Raw genomic sequence first — 21,508 nt, forward strand, 5'->3', positions numbered from 1 at the left:
GAACGCGTTCGGCGCGCCCTGGCCGCAGTTTGTGCGGCGGCTATCCGGCTTGGTCAACCGGGCATTTCGCCAAACAGCGGATCGGCACGCAGCGCGGCCGCCGCCAGCGCAACGAAGAGTCTGACCTTGGCCGCCGCCTGACGGCCTTGCGGATAGACCAGATGCACCGGCAGAGGCGCCTCTTCATGGGCTTCGAGCACCAGGCGCAAGGAGCCGTCGGCCAGCGCCGGGGCGATCTGGTAGTGCGGCACCCGGGTAAGGCCCCATCCAGCCCGGGCAGCGGCGATGGCGGCCTCGTTGGTGTTGCACAGCAGCAGCGGATCCACCACTACCCGTTGACCCTGGGCGAAACGCCATTCCGGCGACGCCCAGGCCCCCTGGCAGGCGAGGATGCGGTGCTCGCGCAGCGCAGCCGGCGTGGTGGGAATGCCCTGGGCGTCCAGATAGGCAGGGGCGGCGCACACCACCCGCCGCACGCGGCCGACCTGGACGGCGGTGAAACCCGAGTCCGGCAGCTGGCCGATGCGCAAGGCGACGTCCATGCCTTCGTCCAGGAGATTGACCTGGCGATCAACGAAGAGGGTACGGACACGCATCTCCGGATAGCGAGCGAGAAAGTCCAGCACCAGGGGCAGCACGTGCAGTTGCCCGAACAACATGGGCGCGGTGATCGCCAGGGTTCCCGAGGGCCTGGCCTGGTGTCCCGCGGCCGCCAGCTCCGCCTCGGCGATCTCGCCGAGGATGCGCCGACAATCCTGCAGATAGCGCGCACCGGCCTCGGTGGGCTTTACGGAACGGGTAGTACGCACCAGCAGCTGGGCGCCGACCAGGGCCTCCAGGCCGGCCACCAGGCGCGTCACCGCCGGGGCGCTCAGGTGCAGTTCCCGGGCCGCACGGGCGAAACTCTCGGTTTCGGCCACCTTTACGAACACGCGCATCGCCTGCCAACGATCCATCTGCGGGGTTTTCCTCACGACGCCGGAGAGGGCCGGCCAGACGCCCATGGTAGTCGACACGCCCTGGCTGACCAGCCTAGAGGTCGAATTCCAGCGGCGCGGACCCGGCAGCCGGCAGCGCGCAACAGAGCAGGGCCTGCTCGGCGGTCACCGCCGCGGCGGGTTCCTTGGCGTAGGTAACGGCGCCCTTGAGCAGCCGGGTGCGGCAGCTGCCACAGTGCCCCTCGCGACAACTGAACGCAGGTTCCAGCCCCAGGGCCTCGGCCAACGCCAGCAGGCTACCGGTAGCGGGTATCCACTGGGTCTCCCGGCCGGACGCCGTGAAGCGCACCGGGACGGCTGCCGTGGACGCCACGGGACGTGCAAGCTGCGTAGCTGCGGCAAGGGTGCGTACCAGCCCGGCCGGACCGAAGGCTTCGGCATGGATACTGCCATCCTCGATGCCATGACCCCGCAGGCCGTCGTAGAGGCCCTGGGTAAAGGCAGCCGGACCACAGAGGTAGAAGTCGTAGTCGCCGACGGGCAGGTAGCGCCCGAGCAGGGCCGGATCGATCCGGCCGGCGGCGTCATAGTCGACCTCAGCGATGGCGTCCGCGGGATCGCTCAGTACCCTGATTACCTGCACCGAGCCGGCGGCCAGGGCCGTCAGTTCGGCGAGTTCCCTGTCGAAGGCCCGTTCCGCCCCGGTGCGGGCGCCATAGAACAGCGTGACGGTTCGCTGACCTTCATGGACCAGCTGCCGCAACATGGCCAGCAGCGGAGTGATGCCGATTCCGGCGGCAAGCAGCACCAGCGGACGGGTGCCGGCAGGTCGCAAGGTGAAGTCACCAGCGGGCGCCCGCGCTTCGATCAGATCGCCTTCGCGCAACTGGTCGTGCAGCAGCCGCGAGACCGTACCCTCGCGCTTGACGCTGATGCGGTAGTGGCCATCTGCGGGAAGGGAGGTCAGGGTATAGGTCCGCACCAGGGATGGCTGGCCTTCCCTGGGTATCATCCGAATCGGTAGGAACTGGCCGGCCTGATAGGGAGACAGCGCTGCGCCATCCACCGGCTCCAGATGGAAGGAGCGGATGGTGGTGCTTTCCTGGATGATCCGGGTAACGCGCAGCGGTCGCCAGTGTCGCGCCCGGGCCCCAGCCTCTAGGCGCCGCTCGACTTCCAGCCAGCTGCCGGTCAGTTGACTGCTGGCCGATGCGCCTCCGGCCTGCGCCTTCCAGCGCAGCGCCAGGGTGGCACGGCGGCGGACGATCCGCCGTGGGCGGAAGGTCCAGAGCCGCTCGGCCCCTTCGAACGCCACGATCTCCGGCGAGTCGAACAGCACCTCGGCGGTGCCGCTGAGGTGCAGCAGATCGCCGTGTTCGTAGTCCACGAACAGCAGGCCGGCCTGGCCGTTGGCGACGACATTGCCCAGCGTGTTGAAGAACAGGTTGCCGTTGAAGTCGGGAATGGTCAGCAAGCCCTCGGCGTCGACCCGGACGAAACCCGGCTTACCGCCGCGGTGGGAGACATCGACCCGCCGCTGGCCCTGCTGGTCGGTATAGGAGGCGACGAAAAAGGTATCGGCGCCAGCAATCACCGCGCGGGCATCGGCGTCCAGGCAGGCAAGGTGCTCCACCGTCGCGACCGGGGTCGCGCCCGGTGCGTGGGCGAACATCGGATCGCGCAGCTGGATATAGCGCGGGCAGTTGCCGAAGCTCTGGTCCACCGTCACGCGCAGACCCTGGGCGGTAGCGTTGAGGATGCCGTTCATACGATTGCGTCGACGCGAGTGCAGCTCGATGCCGAGCAGCGCCACGGCGGCGCCGTCGCCCAGTCCCGGTGTTGCCGGATCCTCAGCTGAAAGGTGGGCCGCGATATCTAGGGTGGTGGGCGTGGGCGAGGCAAGAAAGCCCGGCTGGCCTTCCAGGATGGTCGCCCAGGCCGCGCCCTCGGCATCGACGCTGCCCAGTACCACAAAGGGCAACTGCGCGAAGAACTGCCGATGCTGGTCGGGCATGAACGAGCGGATCACCCGCGGACCCAGGGCCGCCATGCGCTCACGGACGCCCAGTTGTTCCTGGATGAGGGTTTCACCGGCGTGCCAGGTGGGTAGGGATTCGTGCATGACCGTGACCTCCAGCTAGGCGACGCGCGATCAGGTCCTGAGGCCTGCCGCGGTCCGGGGGAAGGCCACGAAGCCCGGCAACGCTTCCACCCGCTGGAGGAAGGCACGCACGGCCGCATAGGGTGCCAGATCCACATTGCCTTCCGGCGCCCCGGCCAGGTAGCTGTAGAGGGCGATGTCGGCGATGGTCGGGTGATCGGCAGCCAACCACTCGCGCGTGGTCAGGTGCGCCTCCAGGCGTCCGAGCAGGACATGGGCGCGGGCGATGACTTCCTCGGGATTCAGGCGGGCGCCGAATACCGTGATCAGTCGTGCCGCTGCCGGGCCATAGGCCAGTTCGCCTGCAGCCACCGATAGCCAGCGCTGGACGGCGGCGGCACCGGCCGGATCTTCCGGTAGCCAATCGGTGCGCCCGGCCTTTTTCGCCAGGTAGACGAGGATGGCATTGGAATCGGCGACCACCGTCGCGCCGTCCTCCAGCACCGGCACCTGGCCGAAGGGATTGAGGGCGAGGAATTCCGCCGTGCGATTGGCACCGCCCGGGATATCGACATCGATCAGCTCGACTTCGAACCCCAGCAGCGAAGCGAAGAGCTCGGCGCGATGGGCATGACCGGACAACGGGGTGTGATAGAGCTTCATGATCCAACTCCTGGCAGGCCTCGGGCCGAGGGCGGTCCCGATAGGTGCTACCAGCTTGGAATCAGAACCTTTGCGAGGGAATGGGCCTTCTGGTCAGTTCAGCATTCCGCAAAATGGAATGATGGCGCTAGCGACGGGCAAAGGCGAGCACCCGCGCCAGCATGGCATCGCAGCCGTCCAGCTGCGCCTGGGTGATGAATTCGTCCGGCTTGTGACCTTGGGCCATGCTGCCGGGCCCACAGACTACCGTGGGGATACCGGCCGCGGCGAACAGACCCCCTTCGGTACCGAAGGCCACCGTACCGAACTCACGGGAGCCACAGAACTGTGCGACCCAACTGGCCGCCTCGCTTTCGACGTCAGTGTCCAGGCCAGGGTAGCTGGAGAGTTCGGCAAAACTCACCGTGCTCTGACCGCTGATGGCACGCATGGCGGGTAGCAGCGTCGCTTCGGCATAGGCCTGCAGCTGATGGATCACCTGGTAGGGGTCCTGGGCGGGCAGGGCGCGGATTTCGAAATCGAAGGTGCAGTCCTGGGGCACGATGTTCAGTGCCTGGCCGCCACTGATGAGGCCGGTCTGCACCGTGGAGAAGGGCGGATCGAAGCGGGGGTCCTGGCTTTCCGCTGTCTTGAGCGCCTCACCGAGCCGGCCGAGCTCCACGACCAGACGCGCGGCGTATTCGACGGCGTTGACGCCCTGGGGCGCATAGGCCGAATGACAGGCCGCGCCGTGCACCTGGCAGCGCATGGCTACCTTGCCCTTGTGGCCGAGCACGGGTTTCAGCTCCGTGGGCTCACCGATCAGGCACAGCAGCGGCTTGACCGGACGCAGGGTCAACTGGTCGAGCAGGCTGCGCACGCCGAGGCAGCCGACTTCCTCGTCGTAGGACAGCGCCAGGTGCAGCGGGCGGCGCAGGGCCGCACGGCTGGCCGCGGGCACCAGTGCCAGCAGGCAGGCCAGAAAGCCCTTCATGTCGGCGGTACCGCGACCGTAGAGCTTGCCGGCGCTTTCGCTGAGGACAAAGGGGGGACGGGTCCAGGCCTGGCCGTCTACCGGCACCACGTCGGTATGGCCCGAGAGCACGATACCGGGCACGTCCGCCGGCCCCAGGGTGGCGAACAGATTGGCCTTGGTGCCTTCGCCGTTGTGAATCAGCTCGTAGGGTACGCCGAAGCCCTCCAGGTAGCCGGCGACGAAGTCGATCAGCGCGAGGTTGGATTCGCGGCTGGTGGTGTCGAAGGCCACCAGCCGTGCCAGTAGTTCACCGCTGGCGCTCATCGGTCGTCTCCCGGGACGCCGTAGCCGGGGGCGAGATCCGGGCGTACCGCCCGGTCGAGATAGTCCTGCAACTGGGGTTCATAGGCGCGCCACAGCGCCGCCAGCTCGCCGATCGGGTCCGTTTCGGCCCAGTCGACCCGCAGGTTGACGATGGGCCAGCTGGCGTCGCCCACCACCAGCAGCGCCGCCGAGTGCACCGGACCGGCCTCGCCACCGGCGGCCATCGCCGCCTGCATGGCCAGCAGCAAGCGCTCGGCGAGGGCGCCCTGGCTGGCTTCGAAGCTTTCCACCAGCGCCTCCACCACTGCGGGAGTCGCCAGCATGTTGCCAGCGCCCACGCAGTCCCGGCCGCTGCGCGCCTGGTGCACGCCCAGGGTATGGGCACCGCTGTGATTGGCACTGCGGCCCTGGGCGTCGATGACGGTCACCTGGCGATACTCGGCGTAGCCGTCGCCGGCCAGGCTCTCGGCCAGGGCCGCGCTGGGAGCCTGTCCCGCGGCCAGTCGCTCCAGGGTGCGCGGCCCCAGCGCGGGCAGGGTGATGTTCTGCGAGCTGACCGCGCCGACACCCGCCCGCAGCCAGGGACAGCGGGCGCCCACGGCGATGCTCGACGAGCTGATGGCGATGCCGAACTGACCGGTCGTGGCGCAGCGGGCGGTGAGGGAAAAGGTCATGGCGTGGCCTCAGTCGGGAATGACAGCGATGACGTCGATTTCCATCAGCCACTGGGGCTGGCCCAGGGCCGCCACCACCAGGCCGGTGGAAATGGGGAAGACCCCCTTGAGCCACTTGCCGACCTCCTGGTACACCGGCTCGCGGTAGCGCGGATCGATCAGGTAGGTGGTGGTCTTGACGATATGGCTGAGGTCGCTGCCGGCTTCTTCCAGCAGTTGCTTGACGTTCTTCATGGCCTGCTCGGCCTGGGCCCGGGGATCGCCCAGCCCTACCAGCTTGCCGTCGAAGTCGGTGCCCACCTGGCCGCGCACATAGACGGTGTTGCCGGCGCGTACGGCCTGGCAGAGGTCGTTGTCCAGGGTCTGGTTGGGGTAGGTGTCCTTGGTGTTGAACATGCGGATACGGGTGTGGGTCGGCGCGGCCATGGGGATGCTCCTTTTTTCGAAGTAGGTTGGGCTGAGGTGGCTCCATCGTCGAAGCCCAACACGGTGGATTTGATCTCGATCATGTTGGGCTTCGCTGGCGGTCAGCCCAACCTAGGCGCCCTATAGGGGTGGGTATCAGGCGCTGCGCGAGTGCTGGATCGGCGCACCGGCGGTTTCGCTCGGGTGGTAGTCCTGGTAGCGGCGCTGGATGGCGATCTGGTCGGCCACATGGCGGGCGTCGTGCCAGCAGCCCCAGATGAAGGCCGAGCCGCGGCGACTGAGCCAGGGCAGCCCGACGAAATAGATGCCCGGCTCGGCGCCGACCCCGCGCTGGTGCCTGGGCTTGCCGTTGTCGCCGAAGGTGTCCACCTGCAGCCAGCTGAAGTCGGTGGCATAGCCGGTTGCCCAGATCACTGACGTGACGCCTGCGGCCTTCAGGTCCAGCTCCTTGAGCGGTTCGCGGATGCAGGCGGCGTCCGCCACTCGTTCGCGGGCTGCGGGCTCTTCGGGCAGGTCCAGGCCGTGGCGCGCGGCATAGGCGTCGGCGGCGTCCAGCAGGGCCAGGTAGTTGGCATCGCCGGCGTCGAGATTCTGGTTGAGGTCCGGGCGGAAGCGCACCACGTCGTCGACGAAGACGTCGGTGAGGCCCACCAGGGTCATGCCGGCCTGGGCCAGGCGGCGGAAGTCCACAGTATGGCCGCCCCGAGCCCCGCTGACGGCGATGGTCACGTGCTCGCGACCCGGCTGCATGGTCTCGGTGTCCCACAGGCCGAGTACGCCCAGCCACCAGCAGAAGTCGCGCCCGCGATAGGCGCGGGGCGGACGATCATGGGGGCCTACCGAGAGATAGACGCGCCTGCCCGCGCGCAACAACTCCTCGGCGATCTGCACCCCGGAAGAGCCGGCGCCCACCACCAGCACCGCGCCCTCGGGCAGTTGCTGCGGATTGAAGTACTGGGCGGAATGGATCTGGTAGAGGCCCTCGTCCTCCGGCGCGATGGGCGGGATGACCGGCTTCTGGAAGGGGCCGGTGGCCACTACCACCCGTTGCGCGCTCAGGCTGCCGGCGCTGGTCTCGACCAGGAAGCCACCCTGGCCTGCCCGGCGGGTCACTCGGGTGACGGCGACGCCGGTGCGGACGGGCGCGTCGATCTGCCGGGCATAGGTCTCGAAGTAGGCGGCGATTTCGTCCTTGCCAGGAAAACCATCCGGCGGCGTGTCGAATTCCAGGCCGGGGAAGCGGTCATGCCAGGCCGGGCCGTTGGCCACCAGGGAGTCCCAGCGGCCGGTGCGCCAGGCTTCGGCGATGCGGTTCTTTTCCAGCACCAGGTGCTCGATGCCGAGCCGCCCCAGGTGTTCGCTCATGGCGATCCCGGCTTGGCCGGCGCCTATCACCAGGGTGTCGATAGCGGTGGGTAATGTGGACATGAGAGTACCCTTCGGCCGCTCCGCAGGGTGCGGCCGTCATCTAAGCAGTAGGAAGGCGGAGCGGAGGCTCCGCGGTGGTCAATCCAGCACGGAAGGGTCCTGCTGGATCATCAGTTCTTTCATCTCGGCGAAGTGCTGCTCGGAGAAGTCGGTGATGCCTTCCCAGGCTCGCGCGGTCTTCTCGGCGACCGCGTCAGAGAGCACCTTGAGCGGCTGACCGGTGGACCAGGCGGTGACCAGGATCTGGCAGGCCCGCTCCAGGGTCCAGATGTCGTCGAAGGCCTGGCCGATGGTGGGGGCGATCACCATGACGCCGTGGTTGCCCATCAACAGCCGCTGCTTGCCGTCGAGCAGACCGGCCAGGCGCGCGCCCTCGGCCTCGGTGTCGGCCATGCCGCCATAGAGCTCGTCCACCGCCAGGCGGTTGAAGTAGCGTGCGGTGTTCTGGTCGATGGGCGGCACCTCAGGCTTGGCCAGGCAGGCCACCGCCGTGGTGTAGACCGGGTGCAGGTGCAGCACCACCCGGGCCTCCGGCAGTCGTCGATGGATCTGCCCATGGATCGACCAGGCCGTGGTGTCCACGTCAGGCCGCTCGGCGCCCTGCGGATCGTCCGCGTCGAGCAGTAGCAGGTCACTGGCGCGGATGCGCGAGAAGTGCTTCCACTTGGGGTTGATCAGGAACTGCTTGCCATCTGGCGAGACGGCCGCGCTGAAGTGGTTGGCGACGGCCTCGTGCATGCCGAGGTGGGCGATGACGCGAAAGGTCGCGGCCAGATCGATACGCAGCCGTTCCTCGTGAGAAATTACCATGGTCGTGACTCCGTAAGGCTCAGGGCTTGGGCATCAGGGCGGCGATATCCGCCTCGGTGGGCGCCTGGAAGTTGTATCTCTCCAGCAGCGCGGCGTATTCGGGAGTGGCGCTGTATTGCTTGAGCGCGTCCACCAGGGCGGTCCTGACCTCGTCGTTGCCCTTCTTCACGCCGAAGCCGTTGAGCACCGGGTAGATCAGGGTGTCCGAGGAGATCACCACGCGATTGCCAAGTTTTTCCACCAGGCCACGGGCCACGGCGGCGTCGGTGATCTGCGCCTCCACGGCCCTGGACAGCAGCGCCTGGGTGGTCTGGGGATCGGTGCCGTACTCGCTCACCGCGATGGGCTTGAGGCCGTTCTTCACACAGTACTCGTCCGACAGCTTGTGCAACTGCTGCAGCCAGGAGGTGGCGCCCATGGAGCCGATCTTGTGGCCACAGAAGTCCTCCGGCTTCTTGGGCTGATAGCTGCTGCCCTTTAGCGAGATGATCGATTCTCCGCTCTTGAGGTAGGGGATCATGTCGATCACCTTCAAGCGCTCCGCAGTGATGTACATCGAGGAGTTGGTGATGTCGAAGCGTCCCCCCTGCAGTCCGGTGATGAGGTTGGGGAAGCGGGTGTCGAGCGTCTCCACGGAGCGGCCCATGACCTTGGCCAGTCCCTCGACGAATTCGATGTCGAAGCCTGCCGGCTTGTTGTCCTGCACGTATTCATAGGGAAAGAAGGTCAGGTCGGAACCGGCGATGAGCTTGCCTGGCTGTTGGAAGGCCCCGGCAGCGGTCGAGGCCAGGGCGATGGCAGCGCCCAGCAGGGTGGCGGCGAGAGGGCGAATCGAGACGCTGAAGCTGTGCATGGCGATGCTCCGTGACGGATAGGAAGGATCAACCGGCGGCCTGGTCGAGCCCGGCCTGCTGGACGAAGAAGGAGGCGCCGCGCGGCTTCTGTGGCAGGCGCACGCTATTGGCTACGCTGCGCACCAGACCGCTTTCCTGACCGGCCACCAGGACGCCGGCGTGCTCGCTGGGCAGCGGGTTCTCGCCGAAGGGCAGGGCGTCCTCGGCGGCATAGACGCTGATGAACAGGGTGCGCGGCAGCTCGGTCTGGTTGGGGCTGGAGGCATGCAGCAGGCGGGTGTGCATGAAGCACACCGAACCGGCCGGGCCGAAGCAGGCGGTCGGCTGGCCGCAGTGCTCGGCGACCACCCCGTCATCGACGGCGCCGCTGAAGCGACCGTCCTGCCAGTGCGACCACAGCGGACCCTGGTGGCTGCCGGGAATGACGGTCAGCGGGCCATTCTCCGGAGTGACCTCGCTCACCATCAGCAGCGCGGTGACCACGTCGTCGTTGCTGTGCGGGGTGAACAGAAAGTCCTGGTGCCATTTCACTTGGGTGGCGGTATGCGGCAGCTTCGAATTGATCTTGCTGTGGTGAAAACGGGTGCCGTTGCCGCCGATCAGCTGGGCGGCGACCTGCGCCATCCGCGAGGAAAGGGCGACCTGGCGATAGGTTGCGGAGATTTCTGTGGGCGAGCTGACCCGGCGCAGGGATGGGTGGTCGGGCCGATGGTCCAGCTCCACGTCGAAGCGAGCCCGACCATCCTGGGTCTCGCCCCAGGCCTCGGCATGGCTGCGGCTGTCTTCGACCCAGAGATCGAAGTCGGCCTGCAGGGCGGCGATCTCCTCGGCCGACAGCAGGTTCTCGACCACCAGGTAGCCGTCTCTGTGGAACTGGTCCAGTTGCGCTTGTTCGATCATGTCGTTTCTCCGAAAGCCAGGGGTGGGGTCAAGCCAGGGACACGTCCTTGAGGAAGGCCTCGACGCGCGGGTGCTGGCCGTTACGCAGTACCTCGGGCGCGTCGTCGCAGACCACGCGGCCCTTTTCCATGAACACGATGCGATCCGAGACCTTGAAGGCGAAGTTCATCTCGTGGGTGACGATCACCATGGTGATGCCCTCCTGGGCCAGGGCCTCGATCACCTGCAACACCTCGTTGACCTTTTCCGGGTCCAGCGCCGAGGTGGGCTCGTCGAAGAGCATGATCTGCGGCCGCATCATCAGCGCCCGTGCGATGGCCACCCGCTGCTGCTGACCGCCAGAGAGCTGGTGCGGATACTTCCAAGCGTGGTCGAGCATCCCGACCTTGTGCAGCAGGGCGTAGGCCTGCTGCCGCAGGGCAGCTACGGTATCCAGGCGGTGATAGCGCGGTGCGAGCAGCAGGTTGTCCAGCACCGTCAGGTGGGGAAAGAGGTTGAAGCTCTGGAACACCATGCCGATGTCCAGGCGATGCTCGCTGTTCTCGATGAAGCGCGGTTTCTGGGCGCCGTCCTTGTGCAGGTGAAGAAAGGGCTGGCCGTTGATGCGGATCTCACCGTTATCCAGTTGCTCCAATCCATTGAGCAAGCGGATCAGCGTGGTCTTCCCCGAACCCGAGGGGCCGATCACCGAGACCACCTCGCCCGGGTGGATGCGCAGATTGACCGAGCCCAACACCTCAACGTCGTTATAGGCCTTGTGCAGGCGCGCGGCCTGCAGCGCCGGGGTGGTGGCGTCCCATTGCGGCTTGGCGCTGGCGGTCGAGGCCTGGGTGGCCAGGGCCAGCACCTGGGCATCGGGGGTACGTACCACCTTGCGCTGGGTAACGTCGAGGAAGCGCTCCAGGCGTTTGAGCAGGAAGTCAAACAGGGTGACGATCAGCACGTAGTAGAAGGCCACCGCCACCATGGTTTCCATGACCAGGAAATTCTGCGAATAGAGGCGCTGGCCGACCATGAGGATCTCGGTGAGGGAGATCACCGACACCAGGGAGCTGAGCTTGACGATGGAGATGTATTCGTTGGCCAGCGAGGGCAGGGCCACCCGCAGTGCCTGGGGGATGACGATGCGCCACTGGGTGCCAAGAAAGCGCAGGCCCAGGGCTCGCGCCGCCTCACCCTGGCCCTTGGGAATCGACAGCAGGCCGCCGCGATGGATCTCGGCGACATAGGCCGTCTCGCTGATCACCAGGCCGATGAGCCCGGCCCAGAAGGGATCGGCCAATACCACCGAGGTAGCCGGCAGCGCCTGGGGCAGGTTGTAGATGAAGATCAGCAGCACCAGCAGCGGCACGCTGCGAAAGAACCAGATGTAACCCCGCGCCGGCAGGCTGAGTGCGGGCAGCCGGGATTGCTTGGCCAGGGCGATGAAGAAGCCCAGCGCGATGCTGATGATCCAGGTGAGGGTGCTAAGTTTGATGACCGTCCAGGTTGCCAGCCAGAATTGAGTGTCGCCGATAAGGCCGAACATGTAGTTCCAGTCGAAAGTCATCGTCGAAAGACCCGTTGCCATTCATTGAAAGTGCGTGCCCGAAGAGGGGCGCGCTGTAGCGGTAATTACAGAATTGGCAGTCAGCGGACTTGTCGTCAATTAACAAATTACGGGCCTTTGTATAGGACTTTCCTATACAGAAAACCGCTTGTTGAAGCCTCTGATTCATATGCCCCGATACAGGGCAAGGCGCCGTCATTCAGGGCGCTAATGCGGAATTTTGGTGCAGTCTTGCAGAAGGGTCGGGAGTTGATAGCGGGCAGGATTCGCTGGATATACAGGCATTTGTCCGTTGTTTGAGCAGGATGTCGGGTGGCTGGCACAGCTTTCGCTTCAGGGGTAGAGGCTATGCAGAACCATTCTCTGCACTGTTTTTTCCTATAGGCGATATGTGACGCATTTTACGCTGAGACAACTTCGTTACTTCGTGGCAGTGGTCGAGGAAGACAGCATTGTCGAGGCGGCGCGGCAACTCCATATATCGCAGCCGTCGATATCCGTGGCCATCAAGAATCTCGAAGAAAGTTTCGAGCAGAAGTTGTTCATTCGCCATCACGCTCAGGGTGTTTCCCTGACGGCCAGCGGGCGTCGGCTCTATGAGAAGGCCAAGCAGTTGCTGCGGCTTTCCCAGGAACTGGAGCAGAACGCCCGGGCGGAAAACGAGATGGTCTCGGGCACGGTGGCCATCGGTTGTTTCGAATCCGCCGCGCCGCTCTATCTGCCCAGGCTGGTCGCCGGCTTCAAGCGGCTCTATCCGGAAATCACCATCCAGCTGCAGGACGGCGAACAGCACGAGCTGATGCATGGGGTACACCGCGGGCGTTTCGACCTGGTGTTTCTCTATGACCTGGAGCTGGGCGACTCCATCACCAAGGAAAAGCTCAACGCGCCGCACAAGCCCTACGCCTTGCTGCCCATTGCCCATCCGCTGGCACACAAGAAGGCGGTGACGCTCAAGGAGCTGAGTCGTGAGCCCATGATCCTGCTGGACGTGGTACCCAGCCGCAATTACTTCATCGACATCTTCAAGGAGAAGGGCTACCACCCCACGGTGGCCTACAGTTCACCCTCCATCGAGATGGTGCGCTGCATGGTGGGGCAGGGCCTGGGCTTCTCGGTGCTGGTCACTCGGCCGACCACGGACCTTACCTACGACGGCAAGCGCCTGGCGCAGGTGAACATCCATGACGACATGCCGGCCTCGACCTTCATCATGGCCTACCTGCGCAACAACGAGCCTACCAAGGCGACCCGGCTGTTCATGGACTATTGCCGGTCCGTGGACCTCTCGCCGCTGGCGCCCGAGCCAGCTGCACGAGATTAATCCTCACCATTCGAGCCTTTTACCTGAGCCCGTGCGCGCGATAGAGCGCCCGGGACTGGTCGATGCCAAGGATGTAAAGTAGAATCAATATCATCTAGACATCATCGACCAGGTAGCAGCCGGCATGAGTGATATGGCTCTCGAGTCCTCGCGCACCCTCCAGGCGTTCTATCGCGACCACAGCGGTTGGCTGCAGGCCTGGTTGCGGCGGCGGCTGGGCAGTGAGTGGGATGCCGCCGATCTCAGCCAGGAGGCCTTTCTGCGACTGCTGCGCAATCCTCAGGTGCTGAGCGAGTTGCACGAGCCTCGTGCCTATCTGCTGACCATTGGCAAGCGCCTGCTGATCAATTTCCAGCGTCGGCGCAGCCTGGAGCAGGCCTATCTCAATGCCCTGGCGGAATTGCCCGAGGCCTGCGCCCCGTCACCCGAGCAGCGCTGGGTGCTGCTGGAGACCTTGCAAGCCCTGGACGAACTGCTCGACGGCCTGCCATCCGCGGTGCGCCAGGCCTTTCTGCTCAGCCAGCTCGAAGGCCTGACCTATCGCGAGATCGCCGACCAACTGCAGGTCTCCGAGCGCACCATCAAGAGATACATGGCGCAGGCCTACGAGCACTGCCTGCTGGCCGAATTGTGCTGAGCGACTCCCAGGACCGCCGGCGGACGGCCATCCGCGAGGCGGCTGGTTGGTTGGCGCTGCTGGAGTCGGGTGAGGCCACTGCGCGGGAACAACAACTCCTGCAGGAGTGGCGCGAAGCCGATACCGAGCACGAGCGCGCCTGGCAGGCGGCGCTGACGCTGCAACAACGCTTCGCCACGGTGCCCTCGCGGCTGGCCATGGCCAGTCTGCGGCCAGCCGATCGCGGTCGCCGCACGGCCTTGCGTCAGCTGCTTGGCCTGGCGGTGGTGATCCCGACCGGATGGTGGCTGATGCGCGAGCTGCCGCTGGACGCCTGGACCGCCGCCGTCAGCACCGCTACCGGTGAACACCGCAGCCTGACCCTGGCCGACGGTAGCCTGCTGCAACTCAATACCGCGACCGCCGTCGACCTGGATGAGACACGCCGCTACCTGCGGCTGATTCGCGGCGAAGCCTCGTTGCAGGTGCCCGGCGCCCTCCCCATGACCCTGGATACCGGCTTCGGCGCGGTGACGCTGCGCCAGGCCGAGGTCTGCGTGCAGCGGCATGACGAGGGGTGCGACGTGCGCGTCGTCAGCGGCAGCGTGGATATCCAGCCGCTGGCGGGGCCTCGCCTGGAGCTGGGAGAGGGCCGGCAGCTGCGTCTGAGCGCCCTGGGCGTCGGTGCCATCGAGCCCTTCGCCGCGACCGTGCTGAGCTGGCGCCAGGGCGTGCTGATCGCCCAGGACCAGCCGCTCGGTGAGTTCCTGGAGGAATTCAGCCGTTATCGCCTCGGCCTGCTGCGCTGGGACCCGGCGGTAGCCGATCTGCGAGTGACCGGCAGTTTCCAGCTCGCCGATACCGACCGCGTCCTGGCGCTGCTGGCCGCCACCCTGCCGGTGGACGTGCAGTGGCGGACCCGCTTCTGGGTCACCCTAGTGCCGCGCTCGACCACCGCCTGAAAAAAGCCTGTCCCCTTTTACGCGCTCGTCGGTCATTACCGGCATAGGACAAACAACAGGAGGGGGATTCGATGGTGGCGTTGGTATGGCGTCCGTTGCTGCGCACGGGCTTGCTGGTAGCGTTGAGCGGTACCCCCTGGTGGGCCGGGTCGGTCTGGGCGCAAGAGGCTGCCCGGCGCCACTATGAGATACCGGCGGGCAGCCTCGCCCAGGCGCTGACGCGCTTCGCCGCGGAGTCCGGCGTCAACCTGGCCGTGGATCCGGGGCTGGTGAGCAATCGCGCCAGCGCCGGCCTCAATGGCGACTACGGCGTGGAGGAGGGCTTCAGCCGCCTGCTCGCCGGCTCGGGGCTGCGGCTGCAGCCGCTGGGCGAGCGGGACTTCACCCTAGCGCCGGCGCCGCGGGAAAGTGGCGTTCAGGAGCTGGCCAGCACCTCCATCGTCGCCACCAGCCTCCAAGCCGACGAAGCCCCCTACGCCGGTGGCCAGGTCTCACGCCAAGGCTCCCAGGGGTTGCTAGGCAAGCGCGATTTCATGGACACACCCTTCAGCCAGACGGCCTACACCGCCCAGACCGTACGGAATCAGCAGGCGCGCACCCTTACCGATCTGATCGCCAGCGATCCCTCGGTACGTTCCACCAATCCTTCCGGTGGGCGCTTCGAGCAATTCACCATCCGCGGTCTCAGCCTCTACAACAGCGATGTAGCTTACAACGGCCTCTATGGTGTGCTGCCGACCTATTCCATCGACCTGGAGATGGCCGAGCGGGTCGATATCCTCAAGGGACCGAGCCAGCTGCTCAATGGCATCTCCCCGCGCGGCAGTGTCGGCGGCGGCATCAACGTGGTGCCCAAGCGCGCCACCGACCAGCCCATCACCGAATTCACCGGGAGCTATGCCTCTGATAGCCAGGTGGGTGGGGCCGTGGACATCGGCCGTCGCTTCGGCGAGGACAATCGCTTCGGGATGCGCTTCAACGGCGTCAAGCAGGCAGGCGACACCACCTGGGATCACCAGCACGTCGACCGCCAGATGGGTGTGCTCGGCCTGGATTACCGCGTGGAACGCCTGCGTCTGGGGCTGGACCTGGGCCACACCGAGCGTGATACCGACGCGCCCCAGGAACGGGTGCTGGTAGGCGCCAATGCGCGGGTGCCCGATGCCGACGACGTGCGCCACAACTATGCCCAGCGCTGGACCCGCGCCCAGACCAAGGACACCTTCGGTGCCTTGCGCGGCGAATTCGACGTGGACGAGTCGCTGATGGTCTACGGCGCCGTGGGGGCGCGCCGCAGCGATCATGATTTCCTGCGCCACAACGTCTCCCTCACCAACGATGCCGGCGACTTCACCGTCCAGCCGCGCGACTTCACTCGCGACGAGAACGTACGTACGGCCAACATCGGTGCGCGCAAGTGGCTGCAGACCGGACCGGTCAGCCACGAGCTCAACGTCAGCGCCGACTACTTCTACATGGACTTCGAGAACGGCGGCGGGCGCTATGCCACGGGCACGAGCAACCTCTACAGCCCCCGCGACCTGCCGCCGCCAGGCGTGCAGACCCGCTCCGATGGTGAGGACTACACCGAGAACCGTTTCAGCGGTGTGGCCCTGGCCGATACCCTGGGCTTCTTCGATGATCGTTTGCTAGTCACCGTCGGCGCTCGTTGGCAGCGGGTGAAGGTGGACGACTGGTCCGATGGCGTGAAGCAGGACACCGCCTACGACGAGGAAAAGGTCTCGCCCTCGGCCGGCGTGCTGTTCAAAGCCACCGAGAAACTGTCGCTCTATGCCAACTACATGGAAGGCCTGAGTCAGGGCAAGATCGCTCCCTCGAGCTCGATCAACGAGGACGAGATCTTCCCGCCCTTCATCAGCCGCCAGGCGGAAGTGGGTGCCAAGTATGACTTCGGCGCCTTCGCCGTCACGGCGAGCGCCTTCCGCATCAAGCAGCCCGCCTACGAGACCAATGCCACCAGCCGGGTCTTCGGCCCCAATGGCAAGCGAATCAACGATGGGGCGGAGCTGAGCGTGTTCGGCGAGCCGCTGCAGGGCTTCCGCGTGCTTGGCGGCCTGATGTACATCGACAGCGAACTGAAGGGCACCGTGGGTGGCACCTTCGACGGCAATCGCGCCCCGGCCACGCCCAAGCTCAATGCCAACCTCGGCGCCGAACTGGATATCCCGGCGGTGCCCGGCCTGACCCTGACCGGTCGCGGGATCTACACCAGCTCCCAGTACCTGGACCAGGCCAACAGCAAGGAAATCGATGCCTGGCACCGCTTCGACGTGGGCGCACGTTATGCCTTCAAGGTCGACGCTACCCGCGTCACCCTGCGCGCCTCGGTGGAGAACGTGATGAACGAGCGCTACTGGGCCTCGGCGGGTGCCCCGGACGATGCCGAGCCGGGCCTGACGATTTCCACGCCACGCACGCTGGTGCTCTCGACCACTCTGGCGTTCTGACGGCCTTGGCGTTGCGCATTCCTGGCGGCTCCGGTCTGACCCGTCGCCACCTGCTCAGGTGCTGGGGTGGGCTCGTCACAGGCGCCGCCTTGGGCCCAGCCATGGCGGCCACCCAGCCGACTCGCGTGGCGACGCTGTTCCAGGGCGCGACCGACAGCACCGTGGCCCTGGGGCTCAGGCCCTGCGGGGTGGTCGAGTCCTGGAGCGAGAAACCCGTCTATCGCTACCTGCGCCCGGCGCTGGCCGGGGTGCCCTCGCTGGGCCTCGAAACCCAGCCGAGCCTGGAGGACCTGGCGCTGCTGGCGCCAGATCTGATCATCGGCTCGCGCTTTCGCCATGGCCGGGTCGCGCCGCTGCTGCAGCAGCTCTGTCCGGTGGTGATGCTGGAGGAAGTCTTCGAGTTCAAGCAGACCCTGCTGGCCCTGGGCACGGCCGTGGGGCGCGAGCCGGCCGCCACGGCCTTGCTGCACGGCTGGCAGGCGCGCATCGCCCGCCTGCGCGGCGCGCTGCAGCGGCACTACGGGGCTCAGTGGCCGCCGACGGTGGCGGTGCTGGACGTGCGCGCCGATCACCTGCGCAGCTACCTGCCCGACAGCTTCGCCGGGCGGGTACTCAGTGAGCTGGGCTTCGCCTGGCCGGCGGCCAGCCAGGGCAGCCAGGCCCCCTCGATCAAGCTGACCTCCCGGGAAAGCCTACCGGTGGTGGAAGCCGACGTCTTCTTCGTCTTCCTGCGTGCGGACCAGGCGTCGCAGCGCAACTATGCGAGCCTGATCGAGCACCCACTCTGGGAGCGCCTGAGCGCGCCCCGGCGCGGGCAGGTCTGGCGGGTCGATGGCGTCGCCTGGAGCCTGGGCGGCGGTATCCTCGCGGCCAATCTACTGCTGGACGACATCGAGCGCGTGCTGGCTTCCAAGGGGGCCGCATGACCGCGCCTGTGCGACTGCTGTTGCTGGCGCTGGCACTGGTGCTTACCGCCTGGCTGAGCCTCTCGGTCGGCGCCCGCTGGATCGCGCCCGGCAGCGTGGCGGCGGCCCTGGTGCAGGAGGCGTCGTTCGCGTTGGACGCCACCCTGGTCAACACCACGCGCCTGACGCGGCTGCTGATCGCCCTGGTAGTGGGCGCCAACCTGGCGGTGGCCGGGGCCCTGATGCAGGCCATGACGCGCAATCCCCTGGCCTCGCCGGGACTGTTCGGCATCAACGCCGGCGCCACCTTTGCGTTGGTGCTGGGAATCACCCTGCTCGGGCTGTCCAGCGCCGAAAGCTGGATGCTCTGCGCACTGCTGGGCGCGACGTTGGCCGGAACGCTGGTGTGGACGCTGGGCAACAGGGGCCAGGCACGCCTGACGCCGCTGCGCATCGTGCTGGCTGGCGCGGCCCTGGCGGCGCTGTTCACCGCCTTCAGCCAGGCACTGCTGGTGATCAACCAGGAGGGGTTGGACAGCGTCCTGTTCTGGCTGGCCGGCTCGGTGGGCGAGCGCAACCTCACTGCCGCCACACCGTTGCTGGTGTTCAGCCTGCTGGCCCTGGTCGCTGCGTGGATACTTGCCGGCCAGCTCGATGTGCTGGTCGCCGGCGACGACCTGGCCCGAGGCCTGGGGCAGCCCATCGGCCTGATCCGGCTGCTGGCCGGGGTGCTGGTGATCTGCCTGGCCGGAAGCGCCGTGGCCCTGGCCGGCAATATCGGCTTCATCGGCCTGATGGTGCCGCATCTGGTACGCGGTCTGTTGGCGCGATCGCGCCATGAGCATCGCTGGCTGATCCCGGGCTGTGCCCTGGGCGGGGCTCTGTTGCTGGTGCTGGCCGACAGTCTGGCGCGGGTGGTAATCCTGCCTCAGGAGGTGCCCGTGGGCATCATGACCGCCCTGTTCGGCGGGCCCTTCTTTATCCATCTCGCCCGCCAGGGAGGTCGCCATGGCCGCTGAACGCGTCTGGCGGCTCGGCCATTTTTCCCGGCGCCTGGCCCCGGCCATCCTGGGACGGCTAGCCGCTGCACTGTCGGTGGCTCTGGTCGTGTTGCTGCTGTGCCTGTGCCTGGGCAAGGTCTGGCTGGCGCCGACTCAGGTGTTCGCCGCCTTGAGCGACGCACACCACGGTGGCCTGGGCTTTATCGTCACCCAGCTACGCCTGCCGCGTGCGCTGCTGGCAGCCCTGGTCGGAAGCGCCCTGGCGCTGTCCGGCCTGCTGCTGCAGGGCCAGGTACGCAATCCCCTGGCCTCACCGGACCTGCTGGGCATCACCAGCGGCGCCAGTGCCGGGGCGGTGTGCTATCTGGCCCTGCTGGCGGGTAGCTTCGGGCCCACGGGCCTGCCAGTGGCGGCCATGCTCGGCGCGGGCCTGGCGGCGCTGCTGGTCTACGGCCTGGCCTGGAATCACGGCGCCTCGCCGCTACGCCTGGTGCTGGTGGGGGTAGGGGTGTCGACCATGCTCGCCGCGGCCACTACCTTCCTGCTGGTATTCAGTCCGCTGACCACCACGCTGTCCGCCTACGTCTGGCTGACCGGCAGTGTCTATGGCGCCAGCTGGCCAGAGGTCCGCGCCCTGGCGCTCTGGTGGCTGGCCCTGCTGCTGCCGCTGACTGCCCTAGCACGGCACGCCATGCTGGCGCAGCTAGACGACGACCTGGCCCGCGGCCTCGGCGCACGCCTGCAGCGGCAACGCGCAGCCTCGCTGGCGCTGGCCGTGGCTCTGGCCGGGGTGGCCATCGCCTGGGGCGGTGCCATCGCCTTCGTCGGCCTCATCGCGCCCCACATCGCCCGCCGCCTGGTCCCGGGTGGTTTCGCCGGTCAGGCCTGCATGGCGATCCTGGTGGGCGCCGTGCTGGTCATGCTCGCCGACCTGCTGGGTCGTACCCTGTTCCTGCCCCTGGATCTGCCGGCTGGCATCTTCGTCGCCGCCCTGGGGGCGCCCTTTTTCCTCTACCTGCTGATCCGGCAGCGTCCCTGAAGGAGTCCTCATGGCAACCCTGGCCAGCCGTGGCCTGACCCTCCGCTATGGCACCCAGACCATCATCGAGGATCTCGACCTCGAACTACCGCCGGGACGCGTCTCGGTCCTGATCGGCAGCAACGGGTCCGGCAAGAGCACCTTGCTCAAGGCCTGCGCCCGCCTGCTGGAACCGCGCCGGGGCCAGGTCCTGCTCGATGGCCAGGACATCCATCGGCAGTCCACCGCGGCGCTGGCTCGGCAACTGGCGGTCCTGCCGCAGATCCCGGTGGCTCCCGAGGGTATCAGCGTGCGGCAGCTGGTCAGCCTGGGCCGCTATCCGTACCAGAATTGGATGCGCCAATGGTCGGCGGAGGATGCCGCGGCGGTGGACAAGGCGCTGCGCCTCACCGACCTGCTGGACCTGGCGGAACGGCCGGTGGACGATCTCTCCGGCGGTCAGCGCCAGCGCGCCTGGATCGCCCTGACCCTGGCCCAGGATACCGACTGCCTGTTGCTGGACGAGCCCACCACCTACCTGGACCTGGCGCACCAGATCGAGGTGCTGGACCTGCTGCGCCAGCTGAACCGGGAGGAGGGCAAGACCATCGTCATGGTGCTGCACGACCTCAATCTCGCCTGCCGCTACGCCGATCACCTGGTCGCCGTCCACCAACGCCGTGCCTTCGCCCAGGGCGCTCCCGCAGACGTGTTGACGGAAGCGCTGGTACGCGAGGTGTTCGCACTGGAGTGTCGGATCATCGCCGATCCCTATTTCGGCACGCCGCTTTGCATTCCCTTCGGCCGCGAGGTGCCGCCATGTGCCTGAGGCCGACCCTGGATAGCGCGGCGCGGGACGAGCTGCGTGCCACCTTCGGCCTGCGCGAAGCCAGTGAGCGCGACGGGCTGCACAGCCAGCCGGTCGCCGCCTGGCTGGACGCCGCGCGCTGCGCCGAGCTGCTCGACGACCTGGCCGTGCGGATGGAAGCCCCCACGCGACGGGTCGCGGCATCGCTGCTGACCAAGCGGCTGGGCTTTCTCACCACGGGGGTGGCCTTCCATGCCCTGTCGGCCTTTGACCGGCGCCTGGACCTGACGCCTGGCAATGTCTGGATCGAGGACGGCCATGCCCAGGGCCGCTGGCGAGCGATGCTGCCGCTGATCGATACCCGGCCGCTGCCCGCCCTCGACGATCACGCCACCGCCCGGGCGTTGCTGGCCCGCACCCTGTTCGGCGATCTGCTGCGACCGCTTTGGGAAACCCTGGCGCGGGTCGGCCGCGTCTCGCCACGCATCCTCTGGGAAAATGCCGCGGTGCGGCTCTACGCGCTGTACGACCGCCGCCTCACCGAGCTGGCCGATCCCGCGATCCGCGCCCGTTGCGCCGAGGACTTCGCCTGGCTGCTGGCCGCCTCGCCGAGCGAGCTGGGGCTGGAGACCAATCCGCTGGCGCAGTTCCGCCGCCCCGCGACCGCCAATAGCGCGGGCCGCGCGGTTCGCTTTCGGCGTACCTGCTGCTTCTACTACCAGGCGACGACGCCGGCGGAATACTGCTCCAACTGCCCGCTGATCAGGCCCCGGGAGGCCTAGGC

Annotated in this window: 20 protein-coding genes; 9 read left to right on the forward strand and 11 right to left on the reverse strand. The window is 67.1% G+C overall.

Features of this window, described 5'->3' with window-relative positions:
- Positions 1-53: 53 nt before the first annotated feature.
- The 11 genes from ACWPW1_RS11315 to ACWPW1_RS11365 all read right to left on the reverse strand — a co-directional run bounded on the left by ACWPW1_RS11315 (position 54) and on the right by ACWPW1_RS11365 (position 11,622).
- On the reverse strand, positions 54-956 hold the full coding sequence (locus tag ACWPW1_RS11315) for a LysR family transcriptional regulator (protein ID WP_454252940.1): 903 nt from the start codon (positions 954-956) through the stop codon (positions 54-56).
- A gap of 76 nt (positions 957-1,032) precedes the next feature.
- Positions 1,033-3,060 (reverse strand): 2Fe-2S iron-sulfur cluster-binding protein, encoded by a 2,028-nt coding sequence (locus ACWPW1_RS11320; RefSeq protein WP_454252941.1) that lies wholly within the window; start codon positions 3,058-3,060, stop codon positions 1,033-1,035.
- A 30-nt stretch (positions 3,061-3,090) separates the two neighbouring features.
- Entirely contained in the window at positions 3,091-3,702 is a 612-nt protein-coding gene (locus ACWPW1_RS11325) for a glutathione S-transferase family protein (RefSeq protein WP_454252942.1), read from the reverse strand.
- A gap of 127 nt (positions 3,703-3,829) precedes the next feature.
- Complete coding sequence (gene argE / locus ACWPW1_RS11330; protein ID WP_454252943.1) at positions 3,830-4,981, reverse strand: acetylornithine deacetylase; 1,152 nt, start codon at positions 4,979-4,981, stop codon at positions 3,830-3,832.
- Positions 4,978-5,655, reverse strand: a complete 678-nt coding sequence (locus ACWPW1_RS11335; RefSeq protein WP_454252944.1) for a DUF1028 domain-containing protein — start codon at positions 5,653-5,655, stop codon at positions 4,978-4,980. Before ACWPW1_RS11335 ends, argE begins: the two co-directional genes overlap by 4 nt.
- Before the next feature lie 9 nt (positions 5,656-5,664).
- On the reverse strand, positions 5,665-6,081 hold the full coding sequence (locus ACWPW1_RS11340) for a RidA family protein (RefSeq protein WP_323149868.1): 417 nt from the start codon (positions 6,079-6,081) through the stop codon (positions 5,665-5,667).
- 135 nt (positions 6,082-6,216) lie between these two features.
- Positions 6,217-7,509 (reverse strand): flavin-containing monooxygenase, encoded by a 1,293-nt coding sequence (locus tag ACWPW1_RS11345; protein ID WP_454252945.1) that lies wholly within the window; start codon positions 7,507-7,509, stop codon positions 6,217-6,219.
- A gap of 78 nt (positions 7,510-7,587) precedes the next feature.
- Positions 7,588-8,319 carry a class II aldolase and adducin N-terminal domain-containing protein gene (locus ACWPW1_RS11350; RefSeq protein WP_454252946.1) on the reverse strand — a complete coding sequence of 244 codons (732 nt, stop codon included), beginning with the start codon at positions 8,317-8,319 and terminating at the stop codon, positions 7,588-7,590.
- 19 nt (positions 8,320-8,338) lie between these two features.
- Positions 8,339-9,172, reverse strand: coding sequence for an ABC transporter substrate-binding protein (locus ACWPW1_RS11355; RefSeq protein WP_454252947.1), 834 nt, complete (start codon positions 9,170-9,172; stop codon positions 8,339-8,341).
- Positions 9,173-9,200: 28 nt separating this feature from the next.
- Entirely contained in the window at positions 9,201-10,073 is an 873-nt protein-coding gene (locus tag ACWPW1_RS11360) for a phytanoyl-CoA dioxygenase family protein (RefSeq protein ID WP_059314823.1), read from the reverse strand.
- 28 nt (positions 10,074-10,101) lie between these two features.
- Positions 10,102-11,622 carry an amino acid ABC transporter permease/ATP-binding protein gene (locus ACWPW1_RS11365; protein ID WP_059314824.1) on the reverse strand — a complete coding sequence of 507 codons (1,521 nt, stop codon included), beginning with the start codon at positions 11,620-11,622 and terminating at the stop codon, positions 10,102-10,104.
- Between the two features lie 391 nt (positions 11,623-12,013).
- Here ACWPW1_RS11365 and ACWPW1_RS11370 point away from each other — a divergent pair, with 391 nt between their 5' ends.
- The 9 genes from ACWPW1_RS11370 to ACWPW1_RS11410 all read left to right on the forward strand — a co-directional run bounded on the left by ACWPW1_RS11370 (position 12,014) and on the right by ACWPW1_RS11410 (position 21,506).
- On the forward strand, positions 12,014-12,946 hold the full coding sequence (locus tag ACWPW1_RS11370) for a LysR family transcriptional regulator (RefSeq protein WP_059314825.1): 933 nt from the start codon (positions 12,014-12,016) through the stop codon (positions 12,944-12,946).
- A 124-nt stretch (positions 12,947-13,070) separates the two neighbouring features.
- Positions 13,071-13,583, forward strand: coding sequence for a sigma-70 family RNA polymerase sigma factor (locus ACWPW1_RS11375; protein WP_313648146.1), 513 nt, complete (start codon positions 13,071-13,073; stop codon positions 13,581-13,583).
- The gene (locus tag ACWPW1_RS11380) at positions 13,577-14,524 is read left to right on the forward strand and encodes a FecR domain-containing protein (RefSeq protein WP_454252948.1); all 948 of its coding nucleotides are present in this window, start codon (positions 13,577-13,579) and stop codon (positions 14,522-14,524) included. Before ACWPW1_RS11375 ends, ACWPW1_RS11380 begins: the two co-directional genes overlap by 7 nt.
- Before the next feature lie 71 nt (positions 14,525-14,595).
- On the forward strand, positions 14,596-16,992 hold the full coding sequence (locus ACWPW1_RS11385; protein WP_454252949.1) for a TonB-dependent siderophore receptor: 2,397 nt from the start codon (positions 14,596-14,598) through the stop codon (positions 16,990-16,992).
- A gap of 101 nt (positions 16,993-17,093) precedes the next feature.
- Positions 17,094-17,918, forward strand: coding sequence for an ABC transporter substrate-binding protein (locus tag ACWPW1_RS11390; RefSeq protein ID WP_454252950.1), 825 nt, complete (start codon positions 17,094-17,096; stop codon positions 17,916-17,918).
- Entirely contained in the window at positions 17,915-18,916 is a 1,002-nt protein-coding gene (locus tag ACWPW1_RS11395; RefSeq protein ID WP_454252951.1) for a FecCD family ABC transporter permease, read from the forward strand. Before ACWPW1_RS11390 ends, ACWPW1_RS11395 begins: the two co-directional genes overlap by 4 nt.
- The gene (locus tag ACWPW1_RS11400; RefSeq protein WP_454252952.1) at positions 18,906-19,937 is read left to right on the forward strand and encodes a FecCD family ABC transporter permease; all 1,032 of its coding nucleotides are present in this window, start codon (positions 18,906-18,908) and stop codon (positions 19,935-19,937) included. The genes ACWPW1_RS11395 and ACWPW1_RS11400 overlap by 11 nt, the downstream gene beginning before the upstream one ends.
- Before the next feature lie 10 nt (positions 19,938-19,947).
- Positions 19,948-20,745: an ABC transporter ATP-binding protein gene (locus ACWPW1_RS11405; protein ID WP_454252953.1), complete on the forward strand. Its 798-nt coding sequence runs from the start codon at positions 19,948-19,950 to the stop codon at positions 20,743-20,745.
- The gene (locus ACWPW1_RS11410) at positions 20,736-21,506 is read left to right on the forward strand and encodes an IucA/IucC family C-terminal-domain containing protein (protein WP_454252954.1); all 771 of its coding nucleotides are present in this window, start codon (positions 20,736-20,738) and stop codon (positions 21,504-21,506) included. Before ACWPW1_RS11405 ends, ACWPW1_RS11410 begins: the two co-directional genes overlap by 10 nt.
- Positions 21,507-21,508: the final 2 nt, after the last annotated feature.

It is taken from the genome of Pseudomonas sp. Marseille-Q7302 (assembly GCF_965111925.1).